Origin of the sequence: Leminorella grimontii (assembly GCF_039789245.1) — a bacterium.
Taxonomy (GTDB): Bacteria; Pseudomonadota; Gammaproteobacteria; order Enterobacterales; family Enterobacteriaceae; genus Leminorella; species Leminorella grimontii.
The window spans coordinates 2,577,599-2,602,569 of sequence record NZ_CP146357.1; the positions used below are offsets into that span (position 1 = coordinate 2,577,599).

A 24,971-nucleotide genomic window follows, 5' to 3' on the forward strand; every position below is an offset into this window, starting at 1 on the left:
ATGACTCACGCCTCTTTTCTTGACCGCCGCCCGATTCGCCTCGGGCTGGCGTTTATTTTTGGCGCCAGCGGAACGCTAGCCTTCTCCCCCTTTAGCCTCTGGCCAGCCTCTCTGGTCGCGCTTTGCGCCCTGCTGGCCCTGACGCTTAACCGCTCACCCAAATCCGCCATGGGCGTCGGTTTTTTTTGGGGATTAGGGCTTTTTTGCAGCGGCGTCAGCTGGGTCTACGTCAGCATCAATCAATTCGGCGAACTTCCCCTGCCCGCAAGCGTAGGACTGGTGCTGCTGTTAGCCGCCTACCTGTCGCTCTACCCAATGCTGTTTACCTGGCTGCTTGCAAAGTTTTGGCCGCAGACCGGCGCATGGCGGCTGGTTTTTGCCGCGCCCGCGCTATGGCAGGTGACCGAATTTCTGCGCGGCTGGGTGTTTACCGGCTTTCCGTGGCTTCAATTTGGCTATGCGCAAATCGACGGCCCGCTCAAAGGCATCGCGCCGCTGTTTGGCGTCAACGCGATAACCTTCCTTTTGATGGCCGTCAGCGGTCTGCTGGTGCTGGCGGCCTCTCGCCGCCGCATCGTTCCGGCGGCTATTGCCGTAGCCTTGATGCTCCTGCCCTGGCCGCTGCAAAAGCTTCAGTGGTTTACCGAGCAGCCGGAAAGAGCAGCCGACGTGGCGCTGGTGCAGGGCAACATCGAACAGTCGCTAAAATGGAAGCCAAACCAGCTGCTGCCTACGCTTGAGGCCTACGTCAACGCGTCTGAACCCTACGTCGGCAAAGCCAAAATCGTTATCTGGCCGGAAGCGGCCATCCCCGATGTAGAAATGCGGCAGGCTTCTTTCCTGAAGTCGCTGGATGAAGGCTATCGCCAGAGGCACACCTCGCTGATAACCGGCATTATTGACTACCGCATTGCCCAAAACGGCGATGGCGGCAACTATTACAACACTCTTATCGTGCTTGGCAACCGACAGCCTTATCGGTATGAAGGCGATAATCGATACAACAAGCACCACTTGGTCATCTTCGGCGAGTACGTTCCTTTTGAGTCCATTCTCCGGCCTCTGGCGGCGTTTTTCGATCTGCCCATGTCCTCTATCAGCTCCGGCGACTATCGCCAGTCCCCTATTGAGGCTAACGGGTATAAAATCACCAGCGCCATTTGTTATGAGGTTATTCTCGGCGAGCAGGTCAGAGACAACTGGACGCCCGATACCGACTTCCTGTTGACCATTTCAAACGACGCCTGGTTTGGCGACTCCATCGGCCCCTGGCAGCATTTAGAGATGGCTCGCATGCGCGCGTTGGAACTTGGCCGTCCAATGCTTCGCGGCACCAACAACGGCGTGACGGCAGCGATCTCCGCCAGCGGCGACGTCATCGCGCAGATCCCGCAGTTCAAGCGCCAAGTGCTGGAAGTTAACGTTGCGCCCACAACCGGCATTACGCCTTATGCCCGCTGGGGCAGCCTTCCCGTCTGGCTTCTGACGGCGGTATTCATCGGCGGTTCTTTCCTGCTTTCTCGCCGCCGCTAAGCTATTCCTATATCGCGCGTTCTACCAAAGCCCTTCGTCATTCGGCGAGGGGCTTTGGTTTATATGCTTAACGCCCCTATGCCATCACGCTCCTTTACTTCTTAATTTAACAAGAAAATAACACCAATAAGAGTTGGCACACGCCTTGCTACATACTCTATGAACCTGAACAAAAAGGCCAAAATAACCTTAACGGATATGGTTCTTGAGCGGGGTCGCACTCTATAAGTGCAGAATTGCACCAATAAAGAGCAGAGTTGTGAAATCGTTCACTGTTGGTGCATTTCGTAGGTAAATGAAGTGTTATGCGTTTTACACAAATGCATCATTAAACTACATTTTAATTACATCACTTGCGGCAAATTCGTCGACTTGTGAAACACAGCAAAAACACCACACTGATAAAATGAAGGAGTAAGTCATGCAATTACGCAAGTTAGTACTGCCGCTGGTTTTAATGGGCCTGACAAGCACTTCGCTCCATGCTGAAGAACTCAACGGCACGCTAAAGAAAATCAAAGACAGCGGCGTGATTACCGTAGGTCACCGCGAATCTTCCGTACCTTTCTCTTATTATGACAATCAGCAAAACGTCGTAGGCTATTCACAGGACTACTCCAATCTCATCGTTGACGCGGTGAAGAAAAAGCTGAATATGCCTAACCTTCAGGTCAAGCTTATTCCGGTGACGTCTCAAAACCGTATCCCGCTGCTGCAAAACGGCACCTACGACTTTGAGTGCGGCTCAACGACTAACAACGCAGAGCGTCAAAAGCAGGTCGATTTCTCCAATACCCTGTTCATCGTCGGTACCCGTCTGCTGGTTAACAAGGACAGCGGAATTAAAGACTTCGCCGACCTTAAGGGCAAAAACGTCGTTGTCACTTCCGGCACCACCTCTGAAGCGCTGCTGAACAAAATGAACGACGCCGAGAAGCTCGATCTGCGCATTATCAGCGCCAAAGACCACGGCGACTCCTTCCGCACCGTTGAAAGCGGCCGCGCCGTTGCCTTTATGATCGACGACGCCCTGCTGGCCGGTGAAAGAGCCAAGTCGAAGAAACCGGATCAGTGGGAAATCGTCGGCAAGCCTCAGTCCTTTGAAGCCTACGGCTGCATGTTGCGTAAAGATGACGCGCAGTTTAAAAAGCTGATGGACGACACTATCGCTCAGGCGCAAAAGTCCGGCGCGGCGGAAAAGTCTTACGACAAGTGGTTCAAAAATCCTATCCCGCCCAAGGGCCTGAACCTGAACTTTGACCTGTCTGACGACATGAAAAAACTGTTTAGCGCACCTAACGACAAAGCCCTGAACTAACGGCAGGCGTACCGCTTACCGTCTCTGGGTTAGCGCCCCTCGTCATAAGGCGAGGGGCGCTGATAAGAAGAAAAAAGAAGGGCTTAGCTATGTTTGGTAATTGGCATTGGGGAATATTTCTGGAACAGGCCCCGTTCGGGGATACAACCTATCTGGGATGGTTGTGGGTCGGCTTTCAGGTCACTATCGCGCTGTCTTTTTGCGCCTGGATTATTGCGTTCATTCTGGGATCGCTATTTGGCATTTTGCGTACGGTGCCCAATCGCTTTTTGTCCACGCTTGGCACCATTTACGTAGCGCTGTTTCGCAACGTTCCCCTTATCGTTCAGTTTTTTATTTGGTACCTACTGGTTCCTGAACTGTTACCCGAATCTATCGGCAGCTGGTTTAAGGGGGAACTGGATCCCGATATCCAGTTCTTTATTCTTTCCATCTGCTGTCTGGGCGTATTTACCGGCGCTCGCGTCTGTGAGCAGGTCAGAACCGCCATTCAGGCGCTGCCGCGCGGCCAGAAAAGCGCGGCGCTGGCGATGGGGCTTACGCTACCGCAGGCCTACCGCTACGTTCTGTTGCCCAATGCTTACCGCATTGTGATACCGCCGTTGACGTCTGAAATGCTCAACATGGTAAAAAACTCCGCCGTCGCCTCGACCATCGGCCTGATTGAGCTGTCGGCTCAGGCCAGCAAGCTGCTGGACTACTCCGGCTACGCCTATGAGTCATTCCTGGCCGTTACCATTGCCTACGTGCTGATAAACGCCGTGCTTATCAGGGTGATGAAAATCGTCGAGAAGAAACTTCGTCTACCGGGCACTTTCGGAGGATAAGCCATGTACGAATTTGACTGGAGTACGATAATTCCCAACCTGCCTTACCTTTTGGAAGGCATGTGGGTCACGTTTAAAATCGCCGGCAGCGCGATTTTGGTGGGCATAGCCTGGGGTACGGCATTAGCCATTTTCCGTCTGGCGCCGCCCAAGTTCCGCTGGATAAGCTACATCGCCGCCGCCTACGTCAACACCTTTCGTTCGGTGCCGCTGTTTATGGTGCTGCTGTGGTTCTACCTGATCGTGCCACAGGTGCTGAAAACCTATCTCAATCTGTCGCCGCAGACCGATATTCGCTTTATTTCCGCCGTGGTCGCCTTCTCGCTGTTTGAAGCCGCTTACTACTCGGAGATTATCCGCGCGGGCCTGCAAAGCGTCGCACGTGGCCAAAACTCGGCCGCGCTGGCGTTGGGCATGACGCCCTGGCAGTCCATGCGCCTGGTTATTCTACCGCAGGCCTTCAGAGCCATGACGCCCCTGCTGCTGACGCAGGGGATCATTCTGTTTCAGGACACCTCGCTGGTGTATATCATCGGGGTGGCGGACTTCTTCCGCAGCGCAAGCAACATTGGTAAGAACTCGGGAACCGAAATCGAAATGGTGTTATTCGCCGGTTTCGTTTACTTTGTCATCTGCCTATCTGCTTCTATGCTTGTTACTTATTTGAAGAAAAGGACAACCGTTTAATGATTTCCTTAAAGAACGTTTCCAAATGGTACGACCGTTTTCAAGTACTGTCAGACTGCACCACCGAAGTAAAAAAAGGTGAAGTTGTGGTAGTCTGCGGGCCTTCCGGTTCAGGCAAGTCAACGCTTATCAAAACCGTAAACGGACTTGAGCCTATTCAGCAGGGAACCATTACGGTTGACGGCATCGTCGTTAACGACCCGAAAACCGATCTGGCCCGGCTTCGCGCCCGCGTCGGCATGGTGTTCCAGCACTTTGAGCTTTTCCCCCACCTGTCCATTATTGAAAACCTGACGCTGGCGCAGGTTAAGGTGCTTAACCGCAACAAGGCCGAGGCGGAACATAAAGCCATGGCGCTGCTTGAGCGCGTTGGGCTTGCGGCCCACGCAAGCAAGTTCCCTAGCCAGCTTTCCGGCGGCCAGCAGCAGCGCGTCGCCATTGCGCGCGCGCTGTGCATGGACCCTATCGCCATGCTGTTTGATGAACCTACTTCGGCGCTCGACCCGGAAATGATCAACGAAGTGCTGGACGTTATGGTTGAGCTGGCCTATGAAGGCATGACTATGATGGTCGTTACGCACGAAATGGGTTTCGCCAAAAAGGTGGCCCACCGCATTCTGTTTATGGATGAAGGGAAAATCATTGAAGATACGAGAAAAGAAGAGTTCTTCAATAACCCTCAGTCGGACCGTGCGAAAGACTTCCTCGCAAAAATCCTGCACTAATCCTACGGGCGCCCTTAGCGGCGCCTTTTTTATGACCCACACGTCAGAACCTTCCCGGCGCTTTTTCCAACAAATAATCGCATCAAAGCGCATTTACGTCGCTTTAGAGTATTGTTGAGTCCGATGCTTACCGCTATCCTATACCGATCTGTATATCGTAAACGAACGCCGTCGCTATGGGTCAGCCGATAGCCGGACGGCGGTTTTGATAAAATATAAGGACGACGCGTCGCCATGCAAGAGCATTACCGCCCGGAAGATATTGAATCTCACGTACAAAATCATTGGCAAGAAAAGAAAACCTTCCAGGTCACTGAAGACCCGACCAAAGAAAAATACTATTGCCTTTCCATGCTGCCCTACCCTTCTGGGCGACTTCACATGGGTCACGTACGTAACTATACGATTGGCGACGTTATCTCCCGCTACCAGCGCATGCTGGGCAAAAACGTGCTTCAACCCATCGGCTGGGATGCTTTCGGCCTGCCGGCCGAGGGCGCAGCGGTAAAAAACAACACCGCCCCCGCCCCCTGGACCTATGAAAATATTGACTACATGAAGAACCAGCTGAAGCTTTTAGGCTTCGGCTACGATTGGAGCCGCGAATTCGCCACCTGCGACCCCGACTACTATCGTTGGGAGCAATGGTTCTTCACCAAGCTGTACGAAAAAGGCCTGGTTTACAAGAAAACCTCCGCCGTGAACTGGTGCCCGAACGATCTGACCGTGCTGGCTAACGAGCAGGTTATCGACGGCTGCTGCTGGCGCTGCGACACCCCTATCGAGCGTAAAGAAATCCCGCAGTGGTTTATCAAAATCACCGCCTACGCCGAACAGCTGCTTAACGATCTGGACACGCTTGAAAGCTGGCCAGAGCAGGTTAAAACCATGCAGCGCAACTGGATTGGCCGCTCTGAAGGGGTTGAAATTACCTTTGCCGTTGACGGCAGCGATGATGCGCTGTCCGTTTACACCACGCGCCCCGACACCTTTATGGGCGTCTCCTACGTCGCTATCGCCGCCGGCCACCCGCTGGCAGCTCAAGCGGCCAAAAACAGCCCCGAGCTGAGCCGCTTTATCGACGAATGCCGCAACACTAAAGTTGCCGAAGCCGACATGGCGACCATGGAGAAAAAAGGCGTCGCGACCGGCCTGTACGCGATCCACCCGCTCAATGGCGAAAAGCTGCCTGTTTGGGTCGCCAACTTTGTCTTGATGGACTACGGCACCGGCGCGGTGATGGCGGTCCCCGGCCACGACCAGCGCGACTGGGAATTTGCCACTAAGTATAGTTTGCCCATCAAGCCGGTTATTCTGGCCGCCGACGGTACGCCGCCGGATCTGTCAGAAAGCGCCAATACGGAAAAAGGCGTACTGTTCAACTCCGGCGAATTTGACGGACTGGACTTTGACGCAGCGTTCAACGCCATTGCCGACAAGCTGGTTTCATTAGGTATCGGTGAGCGCAAGATAAACTATCGCCTGCGCGACTGGGGCGTCTCCCGTCAGCGCTACTGGGGCGCGCCGATCCCGATGGTGACGCTGCCGGACGGCACCGTAGTGCCTACGCCAGAAGGAGAGCTGCCGGTTATCCTGCCGGAAGACGTAACGATGGATGGGATCACAAGCCCGATCAAGGCCGATCCCAACTGGGCAAAAACCACCTATCAGGGGCAGCCAGCCCTGCGCGAAACCGATACCTTTGACACCTTCATGGAGTCTTCCTGGTACTACGCGCGCTACACCTGCCCGCAGTATGACAAAGGCATGCTGGATCCGGCCGCGGCAAACTACTGGCTGCCGGTCGATCAGTACGTCGGCGGCATTGAGCACGCCATCATGCACCTGATGTACTTCCGCTTCTTCCACAAGCTGATGCGCGACGCCGGTCTGGTCAATTCCGACGAGCCCGCCAAGCGTTTGCTATGTCAGGGTATGGTGCTGGCGGATGCGTTCTACTACACCTCACCTACTAACGAACGCATTTGGGTTTCGCCTAAAGACGTCACCGTTGAGCGCGACGACAAACAGCGCATCGTTAAGGCATTCGATAAAGAAGGCCGTGAGCTGGTCTATACCGGTATGACCAAGATGTCGAAGTCCAAAAACAACGGCATCGACCCGCAGGACATCGTTGAAAAATACGGCGCCGATACGGTTCGCCTGTTCATGATGTTCGCCTCTCCGGCGGAAATGACTCTGGAATGGCAGGAGTCCGGCGTAGAGGGAGCTAACCGCTTTATCAAGCGCGTCTGGCGCTTGGCGTACGACCACCTAGCCAAGGGCCCAACCGGCAATCTGGACGTCAGCAGCCTGAACGAAGAACAAAAGGCGCTGCGCCGCGAACTGCACAAGACTATCGCCAAAGTGACTGACGATATCGGCCGTCGCCAAATCTTCAACACCGCTATCGCGGCCGTGATGGAGCTGATGAACAAGCTGACCCGCGCGCCGCAGGAAAGCGAGCAGGATCGCGCGCTGATGCAGGAAGCCCTGCTGGCCGTAGTGCGTCTGCTTTATCCGTTTACGCCTCACGTCAGCTTCGCTCTGTGGCGCGAGCTGGGCGGCGAAGGCGATATCGACATGGCGCCGTGGCCGGTTGCCGACCAAGATGCAATGGTTGAAGACGCCAAGCTGGTCGTCGTTCAGGTTAACGGCAAAGTGCGCGCTCGCATCACCGTTGCGGCGGACATCAGCGAAGAGGACGTCAAGGCTGCGGCTATCGCCGATCCGCTGGTGGCGAAGCACCTGAATGGCGTCACGATCCGCAAGGCTATCTACGTGCCCGGAAAACTGTTAAACCTGGTTGTGGGTTAACCCGAGGAGCTACTATGCGACATCCTATTCTTGCAGCCCTGCTGTCCGTCGCCGTGCTGGTCACGGCCGGATGCGGATTTAGCCTGCGCGGCACTACCAGCGTGCCGCAAAGCCTGCAAACGCTGATTATGGAAGGCGGAGACCCTTACGGTCCGATGTCCCGCGCGGTGCGCAGCCAGCTTCGTCAGAGCGGCGTGACCATTGAAGAAGATAAGACCCGTAAAGACCTGCCCGTTCTTCGCCTTGGCGGCGAAGGCAGCAGCAAAGAGACGGTATCCATCTTCCAGACCGGCACCACGGCAGAGTACCAGATGGTCATGGCGATCAGCGCTCAGGTGATTATTCCTAACGAAGGGGTCTACCGCATCAGCGCCAAGACGTTCCGCTCCTTCTTCGATAACCCCTTAACCGCTCTGGCAAAGGACAACGAAGAAGACATGATCTACCAGGAAATGCGTGAACAGCTGGCCCAACAGCTGGTGCGCAAGCTGGCGACCGTTCAGACCACGGGGAAAGATCAGAGCGATGACGAAGCGCAGCTTGAAGGCGCCGTACCGGCTCAATGATCAGAATCTACCCTGAACAGCTAGCGGCGCAGCTCCAGGAGGGGCTGCGCCCTTGCTATCAGCTCTATGGCAATGAGCCTCTTTTGCTGGAAGAAAGTCAGGATGCGGTACGCCGCGCCGCGACGGCTCAGGGGTTCAGCGAAACCTTTACCTATGACCTCAACGCACAGGCGGACTGGGACGACATTTTTACCGAATGCCAGTCGCTTAACCTGTTCTCCACCCGAAAGATTTTTATCCTACAGTTTCCCGACGCGGGCGTTAACGCGGCCTTAGGCGAACGCCTGACCGAGCTCAGCGCCCTGCTCCACTCCGATATACTGGTTATCCTTCGCGGCTCAAGGCCGACGAAATCGCAGGAAAACGGCGCCTGGTTTAAAGCGCTTGGCGAACACGGCGTTGTCGTAAGCTGCCAGACGCCGGAGCAGGCTCACCTGCCGCGCTGGGTGGCGCAACGAGCCAAAATGCGTCAACTATCCATCGATGACGCGGCCATTCAGCTGCTTTGCTACTGCTATGAAGGAAACCTGCTAGCGCTGTCTCAGGCCCTTGAAAGGCTCTCGCTGCTGTTCCCTGACGGAAAGCTGACGCTGCCGCGCGTAGAGCAAGCGGTTAACGACGCGGCGCACTTTACCCCTTATCACTGGGTGGATGCGATACTGGCGGGAAAAATCAAGCGGGCCTACCACATTTTGCATCAGCTAAGGCTAGAAGAATCCGAGGCGCTGATCCTGATTCGAACGCTACAGCGAGAGCTGCTTCAACTGCTTCATCTGCAGAGAAAAATGCAGGATACGCCCTTGAGAGCCCTGTTCGATAAGCAAAAGATATGGCAAAATCGTCGCCCTTTGGTGACTGAGGCGTTACAGCGTTTGGATGCGGCCCGGCTGGCGCAGTCCGTTTCCCTGCTAACGAAAATAGAACTCACTATAAAGCAGGATTTTGGTCAATCAGTCTGGGATGACCTTGAAAGCCTGATGATGCTGCTTTGCGGCAAACCCTTATCCGAGGCGTATTAACATGTCTGACAGGCTAAGCCGCCACGAGCCGGTCCATGCTCTGTTCGGGGGAACGTTTGACCCGATCCACTACGGCCACCTTAAGCCGGTTGAGGCGCTGTCCAAGGAGGTCGGCCTTCAGCATATTACGCTGTTGCCCAACCACGTTCCGCCCCATCGCCCTCAGCCGGAGGCTAACGCGCAGCAGAGATTGAAAATGGTGGAGCTGGCGATTGAAGGCAATCCGCTATTCTCGGTTGACGAAAGGGAGCTACATCGAACCGCGCCCTCTTACACTATCGATACGCTCGAAGAGATCCGCAGGGAAAAAGGCGACGGCCAGCCGCTGGCGTTTATTATCGGTCAGGATTCGCTTCTTACGCTACATTACTGGCACCGATGGCAGTCCCTGCTCGACGTCTGTCACCTACTGGTCTGCGCCCGCCCGGGTTACGCCAGCCGGCTCGATACGCCGGAGCTTGAGCGCTGGTTGGAAAGCCACCAAACGACCAACGTCGAAAGCCTTAAACAGCGGCCGCACGGCCTTATTTACCTGGCGCACACGCCCCTGCTTGACATATCGGCGACCGACATCCGCCAGAGAAAGCGCAAAGGCTTAAGCCTCGACGATCTGCTTCCAACGTCCGTACAAACGTACATTGACCAACAGGGTTTGTACATCTGAAACGGGAATCATGTTACTATCTTAAATTGCGCCGCGCCGGGCGAAGATACTCTCTCCGGGCGGGAACCGTCTTAACGCGTCACGTAAACGCTTTTTAATAAATACCTATTGTATTCTGGGGGAACCTTTGCAAGGCCGCGAGCTCCAATCATTTGTTATCGATAAAATCGAAGACGTAAAAGGTCAGGACATCGTCAGCATCGACGTCAGTAAGACGTCCAGCATCACCGACTGCATGATTATCTGTACGGGTACGTCCAGCAAACACGTACAGTCCATTGCCGAGCACGTTTTTCAGGCCGCCCGTCAGGCCGGGATGGATCCGCTGGGCGTTGAAGGCGACGCAGACGGCGAATGGATCGTTGTCGATCTCGACGACATCATGGTGCACGTGCTGCAAGACGAAAGCCGCAGGCGATATGAACTGGAAAAGCTTTGGAGCTAACGGGTGAGGCTACAGCTTATCGCCGTTGGCACGAAAATGCCGGACTGGGTGCAGACCGGATTTAACGACTATCAGCGCCGCTTTCCTAAGGATATGCCGTTTGAACTGACGGAAATTCCAGCCGGAAAGCGGGGCAAGAATGCAGACATTAAGCGCATTCTGGAAAAAGAAGGCGAGCTGATGCTGGCCGCTGTCGGTAAAGGCAACCGCATCGTGACGCTGGACATCCCGGGAAAGCCTTGGGATACGCCGCAGCTGGCCCAGCAGTTGACGCAGTGGAAGCAGGACGGCCGCGACGTCAGCCTGCTTATCGGCGGCCCGGAGGGTCTGGCGCCGGCCTGTAAACAGGCTGCTGAGCAAAGCTGGTCGCTGTCGCCGCTTACGCTGCCGCACCCGCTGGTCAGAGTGTTGGTCGCAGAAAGCCTTTATCGCGCATTGAGCATCACGACGAACCACCCGTACCACCGTGAATAGCCATTTAACTAACGTAGTTTTGGGATGAAAAAAGAACCTAACGCTTTCCGTGACCACACGGCTGAATCAGCACTGTTTCTACGTCGAGCCCTGATCGCTGTCGTCATCGTTTTCATCCTTATCACTATTCTGATAGCCAACCTGTATAACCTTCAAATCGAGCGTTTTGAAGACTACCGCACCCGTTCCAACGACAACCGCATTAAGCTGGTGCCCATTGCGCCCTCGCGCGGGCTGATTTATGACCGTAACGGCACTCTGTTAGCGGAAAACCGCACCATCTATCAACTGGAACTGGTGCCGGAAAAAATAAGCAATCTTAAAGAAGTCATAGAGCAGTTGCGCTCCATCGTCGATCTTAACGACGACGACATCGCCAATTTTGAAAAAGAGCGCAAAAACTCGCGCCGCTTTACACCCATCGCGCTAAAAACCAAGCTGACTGACCTACAGATCGCCCGCTTTGCCGTTAACCAATACCGCTTTCCCGGTATCGAGGTCAAAGGCTATCAGCGGCGTTACTATCCCTATGGCTCAGCGCTGACTCACGTCGTCGGCTACGTATCCAAAATCAACACTCAGGATCTGGAACGGCTGGCGGCCAGTGATAAGCTGCAGGACTACTCTGCCACGCACGACATCGGCAAACAGGGCATTGAGAAATATTATGAAGACGTGCTGCACGGCAAGCCGGGCTATGAAGAGGTCGAGGTCAACAGCCGCGGGCGCGTGATCCGCCAGCTTAGCGAGCAGCCGCCGCAGGCGGGGAAAGACATTTATCTGACTATCGACCTTAGCCTCCAGCAGTACATAGAAACGCTGCTGGGGAACCGCCGCGCGGCGGTCGTGGTCAGCGATCCGAGAGACGGCGGCGTCCTCGCTATGGTTTCCAGCCCTAGCTACGACCCCAATATGTTCGTTGATGGAATAAGCTACGCGGACTATCAGAGCCTGCTTAACGATCCCAACCGCCCACTGATTAACCGAACAACGCAGGGCACCTATCCGCCCGCGTCTACCGTGAAGCCTTACATTGCCGTCGCCGCGCTCTCTTCCGGCGTAATTACCAAAAAAACCACCCTTTTCGATCCGGGCTGGTGGCAGTTACCGAATACCGACAAGCGCTACCGCGACTGGAAGCGCTCAGGCCACGGTCAGCTAGACGTCACCCGATCGCTGGAAGAATCAGCCGACACCTTCTTTTATCAGGTCGCCTACGACATGGGCATCGACCGCCTGTCGGCCTGGATGAAAAAGTTCGGCTATGGCGAATACAGCGGCATCGATATTGCGGAAGAGTATCCAGGCGTCATGCCGACCCGCGAATGGAAAATGAAGCGCCATAAGAAACAGTGGTATCAGGGCGATACCATTCCGGTCGGCATCGGCCAGGGCTACTGGACCGCGACGCCGATTCAGATGTCCAAGGCGCTGGTTACGCTGATTAACGACGGGTTGGTAAAAACGCCGCACCTGCTGCTTAGCACCAAAGTGAACGGCAAGCTTGAGCCCTACCGGCAAAAAGAGAATACTCACATCGGAGATATTCATTCCGGCTACTGGGAAATTGCTAAAGACGGGATGTACGGCGTCGTCAGCCGCCCGAACGGTACCGCACGGCGCGTATTTGCCGGCACGCCCTACAAGGCGGCGGGAAAATCCGGTACGGCGCAGGTTTTCGGCCTGAAGAAGAACGAAGTCTATAATGCAAAAAGAGTTGCTGAACACCTGCGCGACCACGCCCTTTTTATTGGCTTTGCCCCCTACGATAACCCTAAGGTGGCCGTATCGATGATTCTGGAAAATGGCGGCGGCGGTGGCGGCAACGCGGGGCCCATCGTGCGCCGCATTCTTGACCACATCCTGCTGGACGACCAGAATACCGCGTTGCCCGAGTTAACCACCCTGCCGCACGAAGGCGACTGAGAACAGTAATGCAGGTAATCCATGAGTGATAACAAAAAGCCGTCGTTTTGGACTAAAATCCACATCGACCCGATTCTGACCTTCTTCGTGCTGACCCTCTTGGCCTACAGTTTTTTCGTTCTGTGGAGCGCCAGCGGCCAGGACCCGGACATGATGCAGCGCAAGGTAAGCCAAACGGTGCTTGGGCTTGGCGTTATGCTGGTAATGGCGCAGGTCCCGCCCCGGATCTATGAAAACTGGGCGCCCTATCTTTATATTTTTTGCGTTATCTTACTCATTCTGGTTGACGTCTTCGGCCAAATCAGTAAAGGCGCCCAGCGCTGGCTCGATCTGGGCTTTGTACGATTCCAACCGTCGGAAATCGCAAAGATAGCCGTCCCGCTTATGGTGGCGCGCTATATTAACCGAGACTCGTGTCCCCCTTCGCTAAAAAATACCGGCATCGCTCTGGTGTTGATCTTTTTCCCTACGCTTTTGGTCGCCGCTCAGCCCGATTTGGGGACAGCCATTCTGGTCGCGGCTTCAGGCTTATTCATTCTGTTTTTAGCCGGCATGAGCTGGCGGCTCATTCTTATCGCCGCTCTGGCGCTCGCCGCCTTTATACCGATACTTTGGTTCTTCCTTATGCATGACTATCAGCGGGGGCGTGTCATGATGCTGCTCGATCCTGAAAGCGATCCGCTGGGCGCAGGCTACCACATCATACAATCCAAAATTGCGATAGGCTCAGGCGGACTGTGGGGGAAAGGCTGGCTGCACGGCACTCAGTCCCAGCTTGAGTTTCTTCCCGAGCGACATACCGACTTTATTTTCGCCGTACTGGCGGAAGAGCTGGGATTGGTAGGCGTACTGGTACTGCTGGCGCTTTATCTTTGCGTCATCGTCAGGGGCTTCATGCTGGCGGCCAACGCACAAACCAGCTTCGGCAGGGTGCTGATAGGCGGCATCGTAATGATTTTGTGTGTGTATGTTTTTGTCAATATAGGTATGGTTAGTGGAATTTTGCCCGTCGTTGGCGTACCGTTACCCTTCATCAGCTACGGCGGCTCCGCGCTGATTGTGCTTATGGCGGGATTAGGCTTGGTGATGTCGATACACACTCACAGAAAGCTGCTTTCTAAAAACGTATGAGGGTTGTTTGATGCGCAAATCATGGCTATGGATTGGAACAATGAGCCTTTTTCTGGCGGCCTGTCAGACGACGACGCCCACCAACACCCTGCCGCCGCTGCCCCAAACCGGACCGGCAAAAGAGATAGGCGGCGCCGAACCGCGCTACGAGCCTTACAACCCGGGCACGCTTAAAGACTATAAGATAAACGGCACCACCTACCGTATCATCACGAATCCTGAAAACTTCAGCCAGGTTGGGCTTGCAAGCTGGTACGGCAACGAGCTGCACGGCAACAAAACGGCCCTTGGCGAAGTCTTTGACGCAACGGAGCTCACCGCCGCGCATCCTACCCTGCCGCTTCCTAGCTACGTTCGCGTAACCAATTTAAGCAACGGGCGCCAGATAGTGGTGCGCGTCAACGACAGAGGCCCTTTCACCAAAGGCCGCATCATCGATTTATCTAAAGCCGCCGCGGACCGCCTCAACGTCACCAGCCAAACCAAGGTTCGCCTTGACGTCATTATCGTTTCACCGGACGGCAGCCTGTCCGGCCCCGGCACTGTCGGTTCCACCGTCGTGAAACAAAGCTACGCACTGCCTGCCCGACCGGACTTTGGCGGCACGAACGGACTTAGCGCACAGCAGAGCGAACCCGTTAACTTGCCGACACGGCCCGATAATAAGCTGTCGATCCCAACGCCGCCACCGGCCGATACGCCCACAACCCAGTTGAGCGCCCCCGTTCAGGGAGAGAACGTTACGCTGCCGGCCGCGTCGGGCAGCCAGCTGTCGATACCCGCCGCACCCGATACGGTCGCTGTGGTGCCAGCGCCGGTAAATGCCGACAATGCGCGCCCGGTGAGCGCCTCGAGCTCAACTTCAGGCTATGTAGTACAGGTAATGGCGACCAATGACCGCACCAGAGCCCAAACGCTACAGCAAAACCTCAGCAGCCAGCTTAGCGTTCCCGGGCGAGTGACGGAGAGCGGCGCGTTTTATCGCGTTCAGATGGGCCCTTTCGCCAGCAAAGCGCAGGCCCAGTCACTGCTGCAACGCCTGTCCGATAGCGGACATGCAAACAGCTTTATTACTACGGCCGGCGCGCTCTGAGTTACAGCGCATTCAGGCCAACGTTCGTTGCTTATCGCAACCGCTTAACCGCATCAGGACGGTCTTTTTGGCCCTATCAGGATGCTCTCTCGATTGCCACTTGTTATACTGTGGCCGTTTTTAACCCTTTACGGATAGTGTTGTCCCGCTTATGAAACAGACCTTTATGTACAAAAAATTTAGCCATCCGTTAATTAAAAGCCTGACGTTAGGCGCGCTGATTACCCTCAGCGGCGCAGTCGCAGCGGATCCTAACGACGTTAATCTCACCACCGTTATCCCTGCAGTGCCGCAGATAGACGCGGAGTCCTACATTCTGATGGACTACAACTCGGGCAAAGTGTTGGCCGAAATGAACGCTGACACCCGCAGAGACCCCGCCAGCCTGACCAAAATGATGACCAGCTACGTTATTGGTCAAAGCATTAAGGCCGGGAAAATCAGCCTGGATGACAACGTGACGATCAGTAAAGAGGCGTGGGCAACGGGCAATCCGGTCTTTAAAGGCTCTTCTTTGATGTTCCTACAGGCGGGAACGCAGGTTAAAGTCTCCGACCTCAACCGCGGCATTATCATTCAATCAGGCAATGACGCCTGCGTTGCAATGGCTGAGCACGTAGCCGGCAGTCAGGACGCCTTCGTCAACATCATGAACAACTACGTTCAGGCGCTGGGGTTAAAGAACACCCATTTTGAAACCGTTCACGGACTTGATGCGCCGGGCCAATACAGCTCGGCCCGCGACATGGCCCTGCTGGGCCAAGCGCTTATTCGCGACGTACCGGACGAATATTCCGTATATAAAGAGAAAGAGTTCTATTTCAATAATATCAAGCAGCAGAACCGTAACGGCCTGCTGTGGGACACCGGCCTCAACGTCGACGGTATCAAAACCGGCCACACTTCAGCGGCAGGGTACAACCTGGTTGCCTCCGCTACGGAAGGCAACACGCGCCTGATTTCCGTCGTCATGGGCGGACGTACGTTTAAAGGGCGCGAAGCGGAAAGCAAAAAGCTGCTGACCTGGGGCTTCCGCTTCTTTGAAACCGTTACCCCTCTGCAGGCGGGTAAAGAGTTCGCCTCCGAGCCGGTCTGGTTTGGCGACGCCGATCGCGTTCAACTGGGTATCGATAAGAACGCGGCGTTGACTATTCCTCGCGGTCGCTTGAACGATCTTAAGGCCAGCTATACGCTGACCGCCCCCGAAATCAACGCGCCGTTAACCAAAGGCCAGGTCGTAGGCACCATCAACTTCCAGCTGGACGGCAAAACGATTGAACAGCGCCCGCTTGTCGTTCTGAACGACGTTCAGGAAGGCGGATTCTTTAGCCGCATGGTCGATCACGTGAAGCTGATGTTCCACCGCTGGTTTGGCTAATGGCACTTGAAAAAACCGCCATCGCCACCATATAGCTTACATGGCCGAATGACGTTGACTCCCGCTTTGCGGGAGTCGTTATTTTACGGCTTTCTCTTATTAACACCGTGGAGTCGCCATGAAAACAAAACTGAATGAACTGCTCGAGTTCCCCTGCTCTTTTACCTATAAAGTCATGGGGCTGGCCAAGCCGGAGCTGGTCGACCAGGTGGTAGAGGTCGTGCAGCGTCACGCGCCCGGCGACTACAATCCGCAGATAAAGCCCAGCAGCAAAGGAAACTACCACTCTGTTTCCATTACGATCACCGCTACCCACATTGAGCAGGTGGAAACGCTGTACGAAGAGCTGGGTAAAATTGAGATCGTCCGCATGGTGCTGTAGGCGTTTAGCAAAGCCGTCAATGCGATAAGAGGAGTCAGGCCAAGGCCTGGCTCTTTCTTTTTTAGCATGCCCTCCCCCCAACTGGCGCCACCACCTTACCCGCACTATGCTTGAAGCATAGCCCCCGCAGTACGTATTCGAGAGGAACTATTATGGAGCTGCAACCCTATCTGTTCTTTGCCGGTAACTGTGAAGAAGCGCTACAGTTCTACCAGAGAAGCATCGGCGCCGAAGTGACCTACCTGCTGCGTTATAAAGACTCCCCCGAGCCGCATTCGGACCCCATTCCCGAAGAATGGCAAAATAAAGTGATGCACGCCAACGTACGGATCGGTGAAAGCCAGTTTATGGCCTCTGACGGCAAGTGCGACGACAACTATCCCGACTTCAACGGATTTAGCCTCACCCTGCACGCCGACAGCCGTAAAGAAGCTGAAAGGCTATTCAAATCGCTTGCGTCCGGCGGTAGAGTAACACAGCCGTTTCAGGCGACCTTTTGGTCCAGCGGATTCGGTATGGTGCTCGACCGTTTTGGCGTCAGCTGGATGATTATGAGCGATATAGACGGCTGAATTTTATGGCCGTTGAGAAAATTTACTGAAATTTTTCCTTAATCGCACAATAAAAGCCCGATGTCCCGATTTCGTCTGGAGCTATGAATAAACGGCGGGTATAATAACGTCATCATTTTTTAACGTTATGATGACTTCCTTGCAACAAAACGTGCTTATATTGCGGCAACTAGGGATCCAACCCTATCAGGCCGTTTCCGACGCAATGCACCGCTTTACCGACCGGCGCGACGCCCAGACGCCTGACGAACTCTGGCTCGTTCAGCATCCGCGCGTTTTCACCCAAGGGCAGGCGGGTAAACCGGAGCACGTGCTGGCCGCCGGAGACATTCCCATCGTTCAAAGCGATCGCGGCGGCCAGATAACCTATCACGGCCCCGGCCAACAGGTGATGTACGTGCTTGTTGACCTGAAAAGAAAAAAGGTCGGCGTTCGCGAGCTGGTTACGGCGCTGGAAGAGACGGTCATCAAAACGCTCAACTGCTTCAATATCGCTTCCGCGGCGCGCCCAGATGCCCCCGGCGTTTACGTTGACGGCAGCAAAATTTGCTCGTTGGGGCTTCGCATTCGTCGCGGCTGCTCTTTTCACGGGCTGGCGCTCAACGTAGATATGGATCTTGAGCCCTTCACGCGCATTAATCCCTGCGGCTATGCCGGCATGCGGATGACCCAGATAAAACAGCTGAACCCTTCGGTAAGCTTCAATGAAATATCCCCAATTTTAGTACAGGCATTCACTCAACGACTTGGTTATCCGCAAACCGAGTCCGGCAATTGGAATCTTAAAGACTATGAGTAAACCCATTCAGATAGAGCGCGGCGTAAAGTATCGCGACGCCGACAAAATGGCCCTAATCCCGGTAAAAGCCGTCGAGAGCGAATCGCAGGAGATTCTACGTAAGCCTGAATGGATGAAAATCAGACTGCCTGCGGATTCAACCCGCATTCAGGGCATCAAGTCCGCAATGAGAAAAAACGGCCTCCACTCCGTCTGCGAGGAAGCCTCATGCCCTAACCTGGCGGAATGTTTTAACCACGGCACGGCAACGTTCATGATCCTTGGCGCAATCTGCACCCGACGCTGCCCGTTCTGTGACGTCGCCCACGGCAGGCCGATGCCGCCGGATTCGGGAGAGCCGCAAAAGCTGGGGCAAACGATTAAAGACATGGCATTGCGCTATGTGGTTATCACCTCCGTTGACCGTGACGATCTGCGCGACGGCGGCGCTCAGCACTTTGTCGACTGCATCAGCGCCATTCGCGCTCACAGCCCTAATATCAGAATAGAGACGCTGGTCCCCGACTTTCGCGGCAGAATGGAACGCGCGCTGGAGATTTTGAATACATCTCCGCCCGACGTATTTAACCATAACCTGGAAAATGTGCCTCGTCTGTACAGGCAGGTTCGCCCCGGCGCAGACTACCATTGGTCGTTAAAGCTGCTTGAGCGCTTTAAAGAAGCGCATCCGGACATTCCGACTAAATCGGGCCTGATGGTCGGTTTGGGGGAAACCAATGAAGAAATTCTGGACGTCATGCGCGATTTACGCACCCACGGCGTGACAATGCTGACGTTAGGGCAGTACTTACAGCCCAGCCGACATCACCTTCCCGTTCAGCGCTACGTTAGCCCCGCAGAGTTTGATGAAATAAAGGCTGAAGCGCTGGAGATGGGCTTCACCCACGCGGCCTGCGGCCCGTTCGTCCGTTCATCCTACCACGCAGACCTGCAGGCGCAGGGCGTAGAGGTTAAGTAGCGTCGCATAAACAAGAAAAGCGCGCCTTCACGGCACGCTTTTCTCTGCGAAGATGAAACTCGCTTCTTAAGAAACTTTCTTGTTTTCTACCTGAGGAGCGTGAGTTTCACTGGCAGCGTCGCTGGATGGCGTATCGTTATCCATAGCTTTTTTAAAGCCCTTGATTGCCGCACCAAGGTCGCTACCGAGCGTACGCAGTTTGTTAGTACCAAACAGCAGGACAATCAGCGCCCCAATGATTAACAGCTTAGTAATGCTTATACCGGCCATATTAACCTTCTTACTTTATTTCTTGGATGAGTTCAACGTCATCAGACTATGCCTCGCCATTACGCAGCAACAAGACACAGCCTAAGCCTACCTCTGTTTTACGCCAAATAGCGATTAATCACAATATTGAAATGTAACAGATTAAAAAAAACGCTTATTATCAAAAGACAAGAAATATCCCGTTTGACAAAAGAGCGCCATAAAACGCATTTCCAACAAAAAATGCCGGCTTCATATCGGTTTTATAAAAAGGCGAATCTATTATTTCATACGTTAAGCACCTAAAAAACTGGCCAAAGGTAATATCCAATCCATATTTTATAATAATATGTGATAATTTCTTAATAGAACAAATTACTCGAATAAACAAAAATGAAAATGATTAACATTTACATTAATCTATAAGTTAACTCTATTATTTCGAAATTATATAGCGTAAGAATCCCGTATGTTTTTACTTCTCAGCATAAATAAATGCTGCCTTTATGCTATCACTCACCTATCCTTAAAATAAAAGTATTGTACAAAAAAACGTAATACAATAACGCCCGCTTCAATCTTCATGCACAAATAAAAATTAAACATGGATAAATTGACTCTCTATATTTAGCCATTACAATCCCTCTTAGCGGAAATATAAAAGGCAAGTTACTTATTTCGTTAATATATCGGGAAAGAAATAGCCCACTATTCCTATTTAATAAACTCACCTCAAAAGCATGGATAATATAAGTTGAAAATATATTCTATTCTCTTACATGACTACCTCTCATCACGGTCTCAGTCGTCTCCCAATGCGCAAGTTGCCGTATCTTTGAGCCGAATGGCGGAAGAAATGAGAACGGATAAAGGCGTAATTTTAAGAGCGCTAAAATCGCTGGAACAGGAAGGAACCATAGGAAAAGAAGGATTTGATAGCCAAAGGACGCGAATCTATAAGGTTAACAAACAGAGTACTCTTAATTTTGATCTCAGCTATCTTGACGTATTTCCTTCGGCCATACAGGCCTATATTTATCACATTATTTCCCAATATAAAGTTATGCCTTCCTATAAGGAAATTGCGTTAGAGAGTCGACTAAGTGAAGGCACAGTGAGACGCGTTTTTTCTGCGCTAATAGACCAAAAGCATATTAAGAATATAGCGTTAGTCGGCGGCAAATCCGGAAAACACGTCTTAGCAAAAAGAAAAACGTCGACTTAGCCGACGGCAGGCCAAAGGATCGCGATAAGAATGAATAGCCACTGCCCTACAACGCCTGCGGCAGCCAGAATAAACAGGCGCCGCGCGCCCTGCCAGCGTGCGGCCATATCCGAACGGGGCTTAACGCCCCTTCCCCAAAACTGACCCAGCGCGGCGTCAAACTCTTCTTCTTGTTCAGGGTGGCTATACAATAGCCTAAACAGGCGGCAGTCCATCCATACTCGCCAGCAGTAATACTGCGCGCACAGCCCGCAGGCTAAAGCCAGTGCGAGCAACATCGGAGCGTAATCGCCGCCGTGAAGCAGGCCCAAAATAAAGACGCCTCCGCCTCCGGAGAGGGCGGCCAAATAGCGCCAACCGCCCAGCGCCGCAAGCAGCACTTCGCCTGCCACAGGATGTTTTATCACGTCGGCTCCTTATTAATATACTTAAGCGACCACTGGGTTAACGCCTCAACGTGAGACTCCCTGAGTATCACGCCAGGGCGCGCCCTTTGAACCTGCGCGACGGCCTGCGTAATGGACTCAGCATTCCCCTGTTGAACAAGCCATGCCGCAACCACCGTCGCACTGCGCGAAAGGCCCAACGCGCAGTGAACCAATACTTTTCCTCTATCCTGAAGCTGATTAAGCGCCAGCACCGCTCGCTGAAGCTCTTCGACGCTTGGCGCCAGCAGGTCCATCTGTGGACAGGCGATATAGGGTAAGTGGGCAACGTGACGACTACGGGGCCATTCAGAAGTCATATCCAATACGGCGCTGGCCCCTACGCGCCCTCTGGGATAGCTCCCCAACGCGACAACCTGCGTCACGTCGCTGCTTACGGAATACTTTGCGCTAAAGTAGCGAAACGAAATCCACGCGCCTGCCCAATAGGGCGCCAGCAAAATGCGGGCAGAGGGCGAAGCCCGCCCTTGTCTGCTTTTCTGGAACACGGTGTCCCCCAAACCGCAGTATCCCAACGCCACCATCAGCAGTGCGAAAGCGGGCCAAAGGAGTAGCCAGCCTGCGCCGCTCAGGAAAACGGCAAACAGCGCACACGCGGCGGAGCCGATAGCGTAATAGCCTGCCAGGCGGCGAGCAAACGGATCTCGACTCGGCCGCCAGCGCCAGGTTTTTGCCATCGGCAACGCATAGCTGATTATCATACCGACAAAAAGCCCGGTCACAACGTCGATCGCGTGATGCTGCCAGGTAGTCAATACGGAAACGCCAATCAGGCCGAACCAGCCGTGCAGCAGCCAACGCCAGCGCGGCGCAACGTGCGGGTAAAAACGCAGCCACAGCAGCCAAAGCAAAATAATGTGCAGGGACGGCGCCTGATTGTACGGTAAATCGAACAGCTCCAGCTGCGCAAACAGCCAGCCGAATGCTCCGTCGCTCGCTGGTCGAACAAAGCTAAAGCGCAGAGGAAACAGTAAAAAGCCAAGGCAGGCGACCGTTGACGCCAGCGCCAGGCGGCAGCCGTGAATCCACAGCTCGCGACGTGAAGTACAAACGAACAGGGAAATGCCGTACAGAAGATCGATGCTCCAGTACGGTACGATAGTCCAGGGCCAAAACGGAATAGCGGATTCCCAGCCGAAGACCAGCGTAGCCACGTCGCTTCGAGTGGCCGTAAACTGATTCACCTGGCCGTAGGTTAAAAAGAAGTAGGGTCCCAGAAACAGAAGCCAAAGCAGCGCCTTTGGCCACAGCTCTCGCCTAAAGTTTGGGGTTAATGCGCACTCTTTCATAAAACGTTATTTGCTCCGGGAGGCAATGGCGGCGCCCGCCGCCATTGCCTCTCTCTCAGCGTTTTTCCGCAATTGAGACGCTAAAAATACCCCAGTCGTCAATCAGCTCCAGGCGTTTCGTAAAGCCGGCTTTTTCAACCAGAAAGTCCATTTCGCCCTGCGTGCGGCGTCGCATCACCCACGGCTTGCCGCTTTGGTGGCTGGTCAACAGGCGCGCTATCGTTTCCAACTGCGGATGCCACGGCTGACCGGTATAAACCAGTAGGCCGCCTGATGGGATCGCATCCCCCAGCCCCATCAGGGAAGCCTGAACCGGTCCGTTGTCGGGAAAGAGCTCATACAGACCGGAGACAATTCCCAGCGTCGGCTCGGGCGTAAGCTCCGCCAGGCTTTGGCGGTTAAAAGCGTCGCCAACGACGAATCGGACCTTATCTTCCAAACCGCGTTCGACAATCATCTCATTGCCTTTGGCGACGTTCAGCTCGCTGTAATCTCTAAGCAAAATAGACTCCACGCCCTGCGCATCGCCGATCGCATCAAGAATATAGCGGCCGTGGCCGGCGGCGACGTCAACGATGCGCACCGGCATTCCTTTGGCCTGCAGTTCGGCAATCGCTTGGCCTATTAACGACTCGATATTGACTTTTCTTTGGCGAATGCCGCGCCAGCCGATGCTGTTGAGGTAAATCTTATCGATAAAGCGGCCAAAGGCGTTGTCGCCCTCGGGCTGATTGCGGTAAACGTAGTCCAACGTACTGCCGGAATCAAAACCGGTCTCAAAGCCCAGGCGAACGCCCTTAGACGAGGTGCCGAGAGACGCCATCGCCTTGCGCATGCCCACATAGGCATAGCGCCTGAGCGAGCAGTGCGGCAGAGGCGCCTGCAGCTCGCGATATTCGTCCGCCGTATGGCTCCAACGGTCTTCGTCTGAATAGTCGTGATATTCCGGCTTCTGAGCAAAAACGCGGTCAATAAACGCGCGGATTTTATCGAACGCCAGTCGCCTCTCCTTCTCTCCCAGCGTATCGTGGTAGAAGCCGCCCAAAACGTGCTTCTCCTTAATTCGCGCGTTGATGCGCTCATAAAACTGGTGCTGGGGCTTATGGTGAACCACATAGTCGTCACCCGATATCAAAAGCTGAGTTGGAACGGTAATAGCCGAGGCGTCGGCTACGATACGTTCAGAAGTTTTATATAGCTCTAGCAGAATGTTTACGGCGATGGCGCGAGTTATCAGAGGATCCTGATTAAACGATTCGATACGCGCTTCGTCGTGGGTCAAATATTTTCCCTTCACGTAGGAATTAACATAAAACAGCCCGCGGAAGTTTTGCATCAATCCCAGACCCGGGCGGGCGAACGGCACGTAAAGCTTCACTTTAAACGCTGGCGACGCCAGGATCAGCGCGCGAATTTTAGGCGCAAAGTCGTGAGCCCATGTGGCGGCCAGCACGGCGCCAACGCTCTGCGCAATGACGACCACGTTTTCCATCGGCACTCCGCTATCCTGCACCACGTAGCGAATAAATTCGTCAACGTCCTGCACCGAGCGCCCCAGGCTTGGGCTATGCCCACGAGGGCCGGGCGACTTGCCGTGCCCGCGGGCATCCCATGCGTACATAGGGACGTCGCCCATCTCCAGTTCGTCAACAATGTGCTGTAGGCGGCCCGAATGCTCATGGCCCCGGTGAAAAAGTACGACTACGCGATCTGACGGCGCGCTTTCGGCCTGCCAGTGGCGAAAAAACAGCTCTGTTCCATCAGAGGTCTTAAACCAGCGCTCTTGCGCCGTTCTTGGTTGAGATAGACTCATTGCTTACTCCCTTGTGCTCTGTTCTGTAATGTCAAAAAACGTTCCTGTAATGCCTGAATAAACGCGTCCTTTTCTTCATGACAATAGACGGGCTCATCAATAAATACGTCGATAAAAAAGGGAACCGGGATCCTCTGCCCCTTTCCCATCGCTCTTCCAAGGCCGTACATAAATATCGGCGTTATCGGCACCTCGGGAAACTGGCGGCACAGATACCACAGCCCCGATTTAAACGCCGACAGCGTTTCTGGTTCGCCGCGCGTCCCTTCGGGGAAAAGGACCAAAATACTTCCATTCCGCAACGCCTGCGCGCAGCCGGCCAGCGGATCGTTCTCACGCGGGTTTCCCCCTCTGACAACGGGAATAATGCCCACCACGCGGGTAGCGAACCAAGCCATCAGGCGATTTTTTAAGAAGTAGTCCGCCGCCGCCGCGGGCTGTACCAAATGCACCTTAGACAGCGGAAACAAAGTAAGCAGCGTGAGTAAATCCAGATGGCTGTTGTGGTTGGCGATAACAATCGCCGGCCCCTGCAAAGGAAGGCGTCGACGATTAATCACTGAAACGCCAAGCCAGGCCAACACGACGGGATAAGCCACCAGAATCACAAACAGGCGACGCAGCCATGGGTTCAC

The 24,971-nt window shown here is 54.2% G+C and carries 25 protein-coding genes; 20 read left to right on the forward strand and 5 right to left on the reverse strand.

The genetic code is table 11. The features are described 5' to 3' along the window. From lnt to lipA, 19 genes are all read left to right on the forward strand, one after another. Positions 1-1,533, forward strand: coding sequence for an apolipoprotein N-acyltransferase (lnt, locus tag V8L73_RS12015; RefSeq protein ID WP_347253088.1), 1,533 nt, complete (start codon positions 1-3; stop codon positions 1,531-1,533). Between the two features lie 421 nt (positions 1,534-1,954). Continuing rightward, positions 1,955-2,851 carry a glutamate/aspartate ABC transporter substrate-binding protein gene (locus tag V8L73_RS12020; protein ID WP_027272800.1) on the forward strand — a complete coding sequence of 299 codons (897 nt, stop codon included), beginning with the start codon at positions 1,955-1,957 and terminating at the stop codon, positions 2,849-2,851. 89 nt (positions 2,852-2,940) lie between these two features. Then, complete coding sequence (locus tag V8L73_RS12025) at positions 2,941-3,678, forward strand: amino acid ABC transporter permease (RefSeq protein ID WP_027272799.1); 738 nt, start codon at positions 2,941-2,943, stop codon at positions 3,676-3,678. A 3-nt stretch (positions 3,679-3,681) separates the two neighbouring features. Further along, a complete protein-coding gene (gene gltK, locus V8L73_RS12030; RefSeq protein WP_027272798.1) occupies positions 3,682-4,365 on the forward strand; it encodes a glutamate/aspartate ABC transporter permease GltK in 684 nt (227 codons plus the stop codon). Next, complete coding sequence (locus V8L73_RS12035; protein WP_027272797.1) at positions 4,365-5,090, forward strand: amino acid ABC transporter ATP-binding protein; 726 nt, start codon at positions 4,365-4,367, stop codon at positions 5,088-5,090. The genes gltK and V8L73_RS12035 overlap by 1 nt, the downstream gene beginning before the upstream one ends. Before the next feature lie 234 nt (positions 5,091-5,324). Beyond that, a complete protein-coding gene (gene leuS, locus V8L73_RS12040) occupies positions 5,325-7,907 on the forward strand; it encodes a leucine--tRNA ligase (RefSeq protein ID WP_347253089.1) in 2,583 nt (860 codons plus the stop codon). Between the two features lie 14 nt (positions 7,908-7,921). Then, complete coding sequence (gene lptE, locus V8L73_RS12045) at positions 7,922-8,473, forward strand: LPS assembly lipoprotein LptE (protein WP_261832395.1); 552 nt, start codon at positions 7,922-7,924, stop codon at positions 8,471-8,473. Then, positions 8,470-9,492 (forward strand): DNA polymerase III subunit delta, encoded by a 1,023-nt coding sequence (gene holA / locus V8L73_RS12050; RefSeq protein WP_347253090.1) that lies wholly within the window; start codon positions 8,470-8,472, stop codon positions 9,490-9,492. The genes lptE and holA overlap by 4 nt, the downstream gene beginning before the upstream one ends. 1 nt (position 9,493) lies before the next feature. Further along, on the forward strand, positions 9,494-10,156 hold the full coding sequence (gene nadD / locus V8L73_RS12055; RefSeq protein ID WP_027272793.1) for a nicotinate-nucleotide adenylyltransferase: 663 nt from the start codon (positions 9,494-9,496) through the stop codon (positions 10,154-10,156). 127 nt (positions 10,157-10,283) lie between these two features. Continuing rightward, complete coding sequence (gene rsfS / locus V8L73_RS12060) at positions 10,284-10,601, forward strand: ribosome silencing factor (RefSeq protein WP_261832397.1); 318 nt, start codon at positions 10,284-10,286, stop codon at positions 10,599-10,601. Positions 10,602-10,604: 3 nt separating this feature from the next. Beyond that, positions 10,605-11,075, forward strand: a complete 471-nt coding sequence (gene rlmH / locus V8L73_RS12065; protein WP_027272791.1) for a 23S rRNA (pseudouridine(1915)-N(3))-methyltransferase RlmH — start codon at positions 10,605-10,607, stop codon at positions 11,073-11,075. 24 nt (positions 11,076-11,099) lie between these two features. Beyond that, positions 11,100-13,001: a peptidoglycan DD-transpeptidase MrdA gene (gene mrdA, locus V8L73_RS12070; RefSeq protein WP_027272790.1), complete on the forward strand. Its 1,902-nt coding sequence runs from the start codon at positions 11,100-11,102 to the stop codon at positions 12,999-13,001. A 21-nt stretch (positions 13,002-13,022) separates the two neighbouring features. Next, on the forward strand, positions 13,023-14,132 hold the full coding sequence (gene mrdB, locus V8L73_RS12075) for a peptidoglycan glycosyltransferase MrdB (protein ID WP_027272789.1): 1,110 nt from the start codon (positions 13,023-13,025) through the stop codon (positions 14,130-14,132). 40 nt (positions 14,133-14,172) lie between these two features. Beyond that, a complete protein-coding gene (rlpA, locus tag V8L73_RS12080) occupies positions 14,173-15,225 on the forward strand; it encodes an endolytic peptidoglycan transglycosylase RlpA (protein WP_347253091.1) in 1,053 nt (350 codons plus the stop codon). Between the two features lie 166 nt (positions 15,226-15,391). After that, entirely contained in the window at positions 15,392-16,603 is a 1,212-nt protein-coding gene (dacA, locus tag V8L73_RS12085; protein WP_347253092.1) for a D-alanyl-D-alanine carboxypeptidase DacA, read from the forward strand. 118 nt (positions 16,604-16,721) lie between these two features. After that, positions 16,722-16,985: a DUF493 family protein YbeD gene (gene ybeD, locus V8L73_RS12090; RefSeq protein WP_027272786.1), complete on the forward strand. Its 264-nt coding sequence runs from the start codon at positions 16,722-16,724 to the stop codon at positions 16,983-16,985. A gap of 152 nt (positions 16,986-17,137) precedes the next feature. After that, positions 17,138-17,557, forward strand: a complete 420-nt coding sequence (locus V8L73_RS12095) for a VOC family protein (RefSeq protein WP_347253093.1) — start codon at positions 17,138-17,140, stop codon at positions 17,555-17,557. Between the two features lie 127 nt (positions 17,558-17,684). Then, complete coding sequence (gene lipB, locus V8L73_RS12100) at positions 17,685-18,356, forward strand: lipoyl(octanoyl) transferase LipB (protein WP_347253094.1); 672 nt, start codon at positions 17,685-17,687, stop codon at positions 18,354-18,356. Further along, positions 18,349-19,314, forward strand: coding sequence for a lipoyl synthase (gene lipA, locus V8L73_RS12105; RefSeq protein ID WP_347253095.1), 966 nt, complete (start codon positions 18,349-18,351; stop codon positions 19,312-19,314). Before lipB ends, lipA begins: the two co-directional genes overlap by 8 nt. A gap of 66 nt (positions 19,315-19,380) precedes the next feature. Here lipA and tatA read toward each other — a convergent pair whose 3' ends face one another. Then, a complete protein-coding gene (gene tatA / locus V8L73_RS12110) occupies positions 19,381-19,584 on the reverse strand; it encodes a Sec-independent protein translocase subunit TatA (protein ID WP_027272782.1) in 204 nt (67 codons plus the stop codon). Positions 19,585-20,419: 835 nt separating this feature from the next. Between tatA and V8L73_RS12115 the strand changes: the two genes are divergently transcribed. Further along, positions 20,420-20,788, forward strand: coding sequence for a hypothetical protein (locus V8L73_RS12115; RefSeq protein WP_347253096.1), 369 nt, complete (start codon positions 20,420-20,422; stop codon positions 20,786-20,788). Here the strand turns inward: V8L73_RS12115 and V8L73_RS12120 are convergent. Genes V8L73_RS12120 through V8L73_RS12135 form a run of 4 tightly spaced genes read right to left on the reverse strand, consistent with a single transcriptional unit; the run spans position 20,785 to position 24,971 of the window. After that, a complete protein-coding gene (locus V8L73_RS12120; protein WP_347253097.1) occupies positions 20,785-21,195 on the reverse strand; it encodes a hypothetical protein in 411 nt (136 codons plus the stop codon). The two genes, V8L73_RS12115 and V8L73_RS12120, sit on opposite strands and share 4 nt — an antisense overlap. Further along, a complete protein-coding gene (locus tag V8L73_RS12125) occupies positions 21,192-22,523 on the reverse strand; it encodes a phosphatase PAP2/dual specificity phosphatase family protein (protein WP_347253098.1) in 1,332 nt (443 codons plus the stop codon). Before V8L73_RS12125 ends, V8L73_RS12120 begins: the two co-directional genes overlap by 4 nt. Before the next feature lie 55 nt (positions 22,524-22,578). Further along, complete coding sequence (locus V8L73_RS12130) at positions 22,579-24,336, reverse strand: bifunctional alpha/beta hydrolase/class I SAM-dependent methyltransferase (protein ID WP_027272779.1); 1,758 nt, start codon at positions 24,334-24,336, stop codon at positions 22,579-22,581. Further along, positions 24,333-24,971: a lysophospholipid acyltransferase family protein gene (locus V8L73_RS12135; RefSeq protein WP_027272778.1), complete on the reverse strand. Its 639-nt coding sequence runs from the start codon at positions 24,969-24,971 to the stop codon at positions 24,333-24,335. The genes V8L73_RS12130 and V8L73_RS12135 overlap by 4 nt, the downstream gene beginning before the upstream one ends.

Excerpts from the sequence above, each read along its gene's own strand:
- lnt (WP_347253088.1), top strand. The coding sequence starts at position 1 with ATGACTCACGCCTCTTTTCTTGACCGCCGCCCGATTCGCCTCGGGCTG.
- V8L73_RS12020 (WP_027272800.1), top strand. The coding sequence starts at position 1,955 with ATGCAATTACGCAAGTTAGTACTGCCGCTGGTTTTAATGGGCCTGACA.
- V8L73_RS12025 (WP_027272799.1), top strand. The coding sequence starts at position 2,941 with ATGTTTGGTAATTGGCATTGGGGAATATTTCTGGAACAGGCCCCGTTC.
- gltK (WP_027272798.1), top strand. The coding sequence starts at position 3,682 with ATGTACGAATTTGACTGGAGTACGATAATTCCCAACCTGCCTTACCTT.
- V8L73_RS12035 (WP_027272797.1), top strand. The coding sequence starts at position 4,365 with ATGATTTCCTTAAAGAACGTTTCCAAATGGTACGACCGTTTTCAAGTA.
- leuS (WP_347253089.1), top strand. The coding sequence starts at position 5,325 with ATGCAAGAGCATTACCGCCCGGAAGATATTGAATCTCACGTACAAAAT.
- lptE (WP_261832395.1), top strand. The coding sequence starts at position 7,922 with ATGCGACATCCTATTCTTGCAGCCCTGCTGTCCGTCGCCGTGCTGGTC.
- holA (WP_347253090.1), top strand. The coding sequence starts at position 8,470 with ATGATCAGAATCTACCCTGAACAGCTAGCGGCGCAGCTCCAGGAGGGG.
- nadD (WP_027272793.1), top strand. The coding sequence starts at position 9,494 with ATGTCTGACAGGCTAAGCCGCCACGAGCCGGTCCATGCTCTGTTCGGG.
- mrdA (WP_027272790.1), top strand. The coding sequence starts at position 11,100 with ATGAAAAAAGAACCTAACGCTTTCCGTGACCACACGGCTGAATCAGCA.
- mrdB (WP_027272789.1), top strand. The coding sequence starts at position 13,023 with ATGAGTGATAACAAAAAGCCGTCGTTTTGGACTAAAATCCACATCGAC.
- rlpA (WP_347253091.1), top strand. The coding sequence starts at position 14,173 with ATGAGCCTTTTTCTGGCGGCCTGTCAGACGACGACGCCCACCAACACC.
- dacA (WP_347253092.1), top strand. The coding sequence starts at position 15,392 with ATGTACAAAAAATTTAGCCATCCGTTAATTAAAAGCCTGACGTTAGGC.
- ybeD (WP_027272786.1), top strand. The coding sequence starts at position 16,722 with ATGAAAACAAAACTGAATGAACTGCTCGAGTTCCCCTGCTCTTTTACC.
- V8L73_RS12095 (WP_347253093.1), top strand. The coding sequence starts at position 17,138 with ATGGAGCTGCAACCCTATCTGTTCTTTGCCGGTAACTGTGAAGAAGCG.
- lipB (WP_347253094.1), top strand. The coding sequence starts at position 17,685 with ATGATGACTTCCTTGCAACAAAACGTGCTTATATTGCGGCAACTAGGG.
- lipA (WP_347253095.1), top strand. The coding sequence starts at position 18,349 with ATGAGTAAACCCATTCAGATAGAGCGCGGCGTAAAGTATCGCGACGCC.
- tatA (WP_027272782.1), bottom strand. The coding sequence starts at position 19,584 with ATGGCCGGTATAAGCATTACTAAGCTGTTAATCATTGGGGCGCTGATT.
- V8L73_RS12115 (WP_347253096.1), top strand. The coding sequence starts at position 20,420 with ATGAGAACGGATAAAGGCGTAATTTTAAGAGCGCTAAAATCGCTGGAA.
- V8L73_RS12125 (WP_347253098.1), bottom strand. The coding sequence starts at position 22,523 with ATGAAAGAGTGCGCATTAACCCCAAACTTTAGGCGAGAGCTGTGGCCA.
- V8L73_RS12130 (WP_027272779.1), bottom strand. The coding sequence starts at position 24,336 with ATGAGTCTATCTCAACCAAGAACGGCGCAAGAGCGCTGGTTTAAGACC.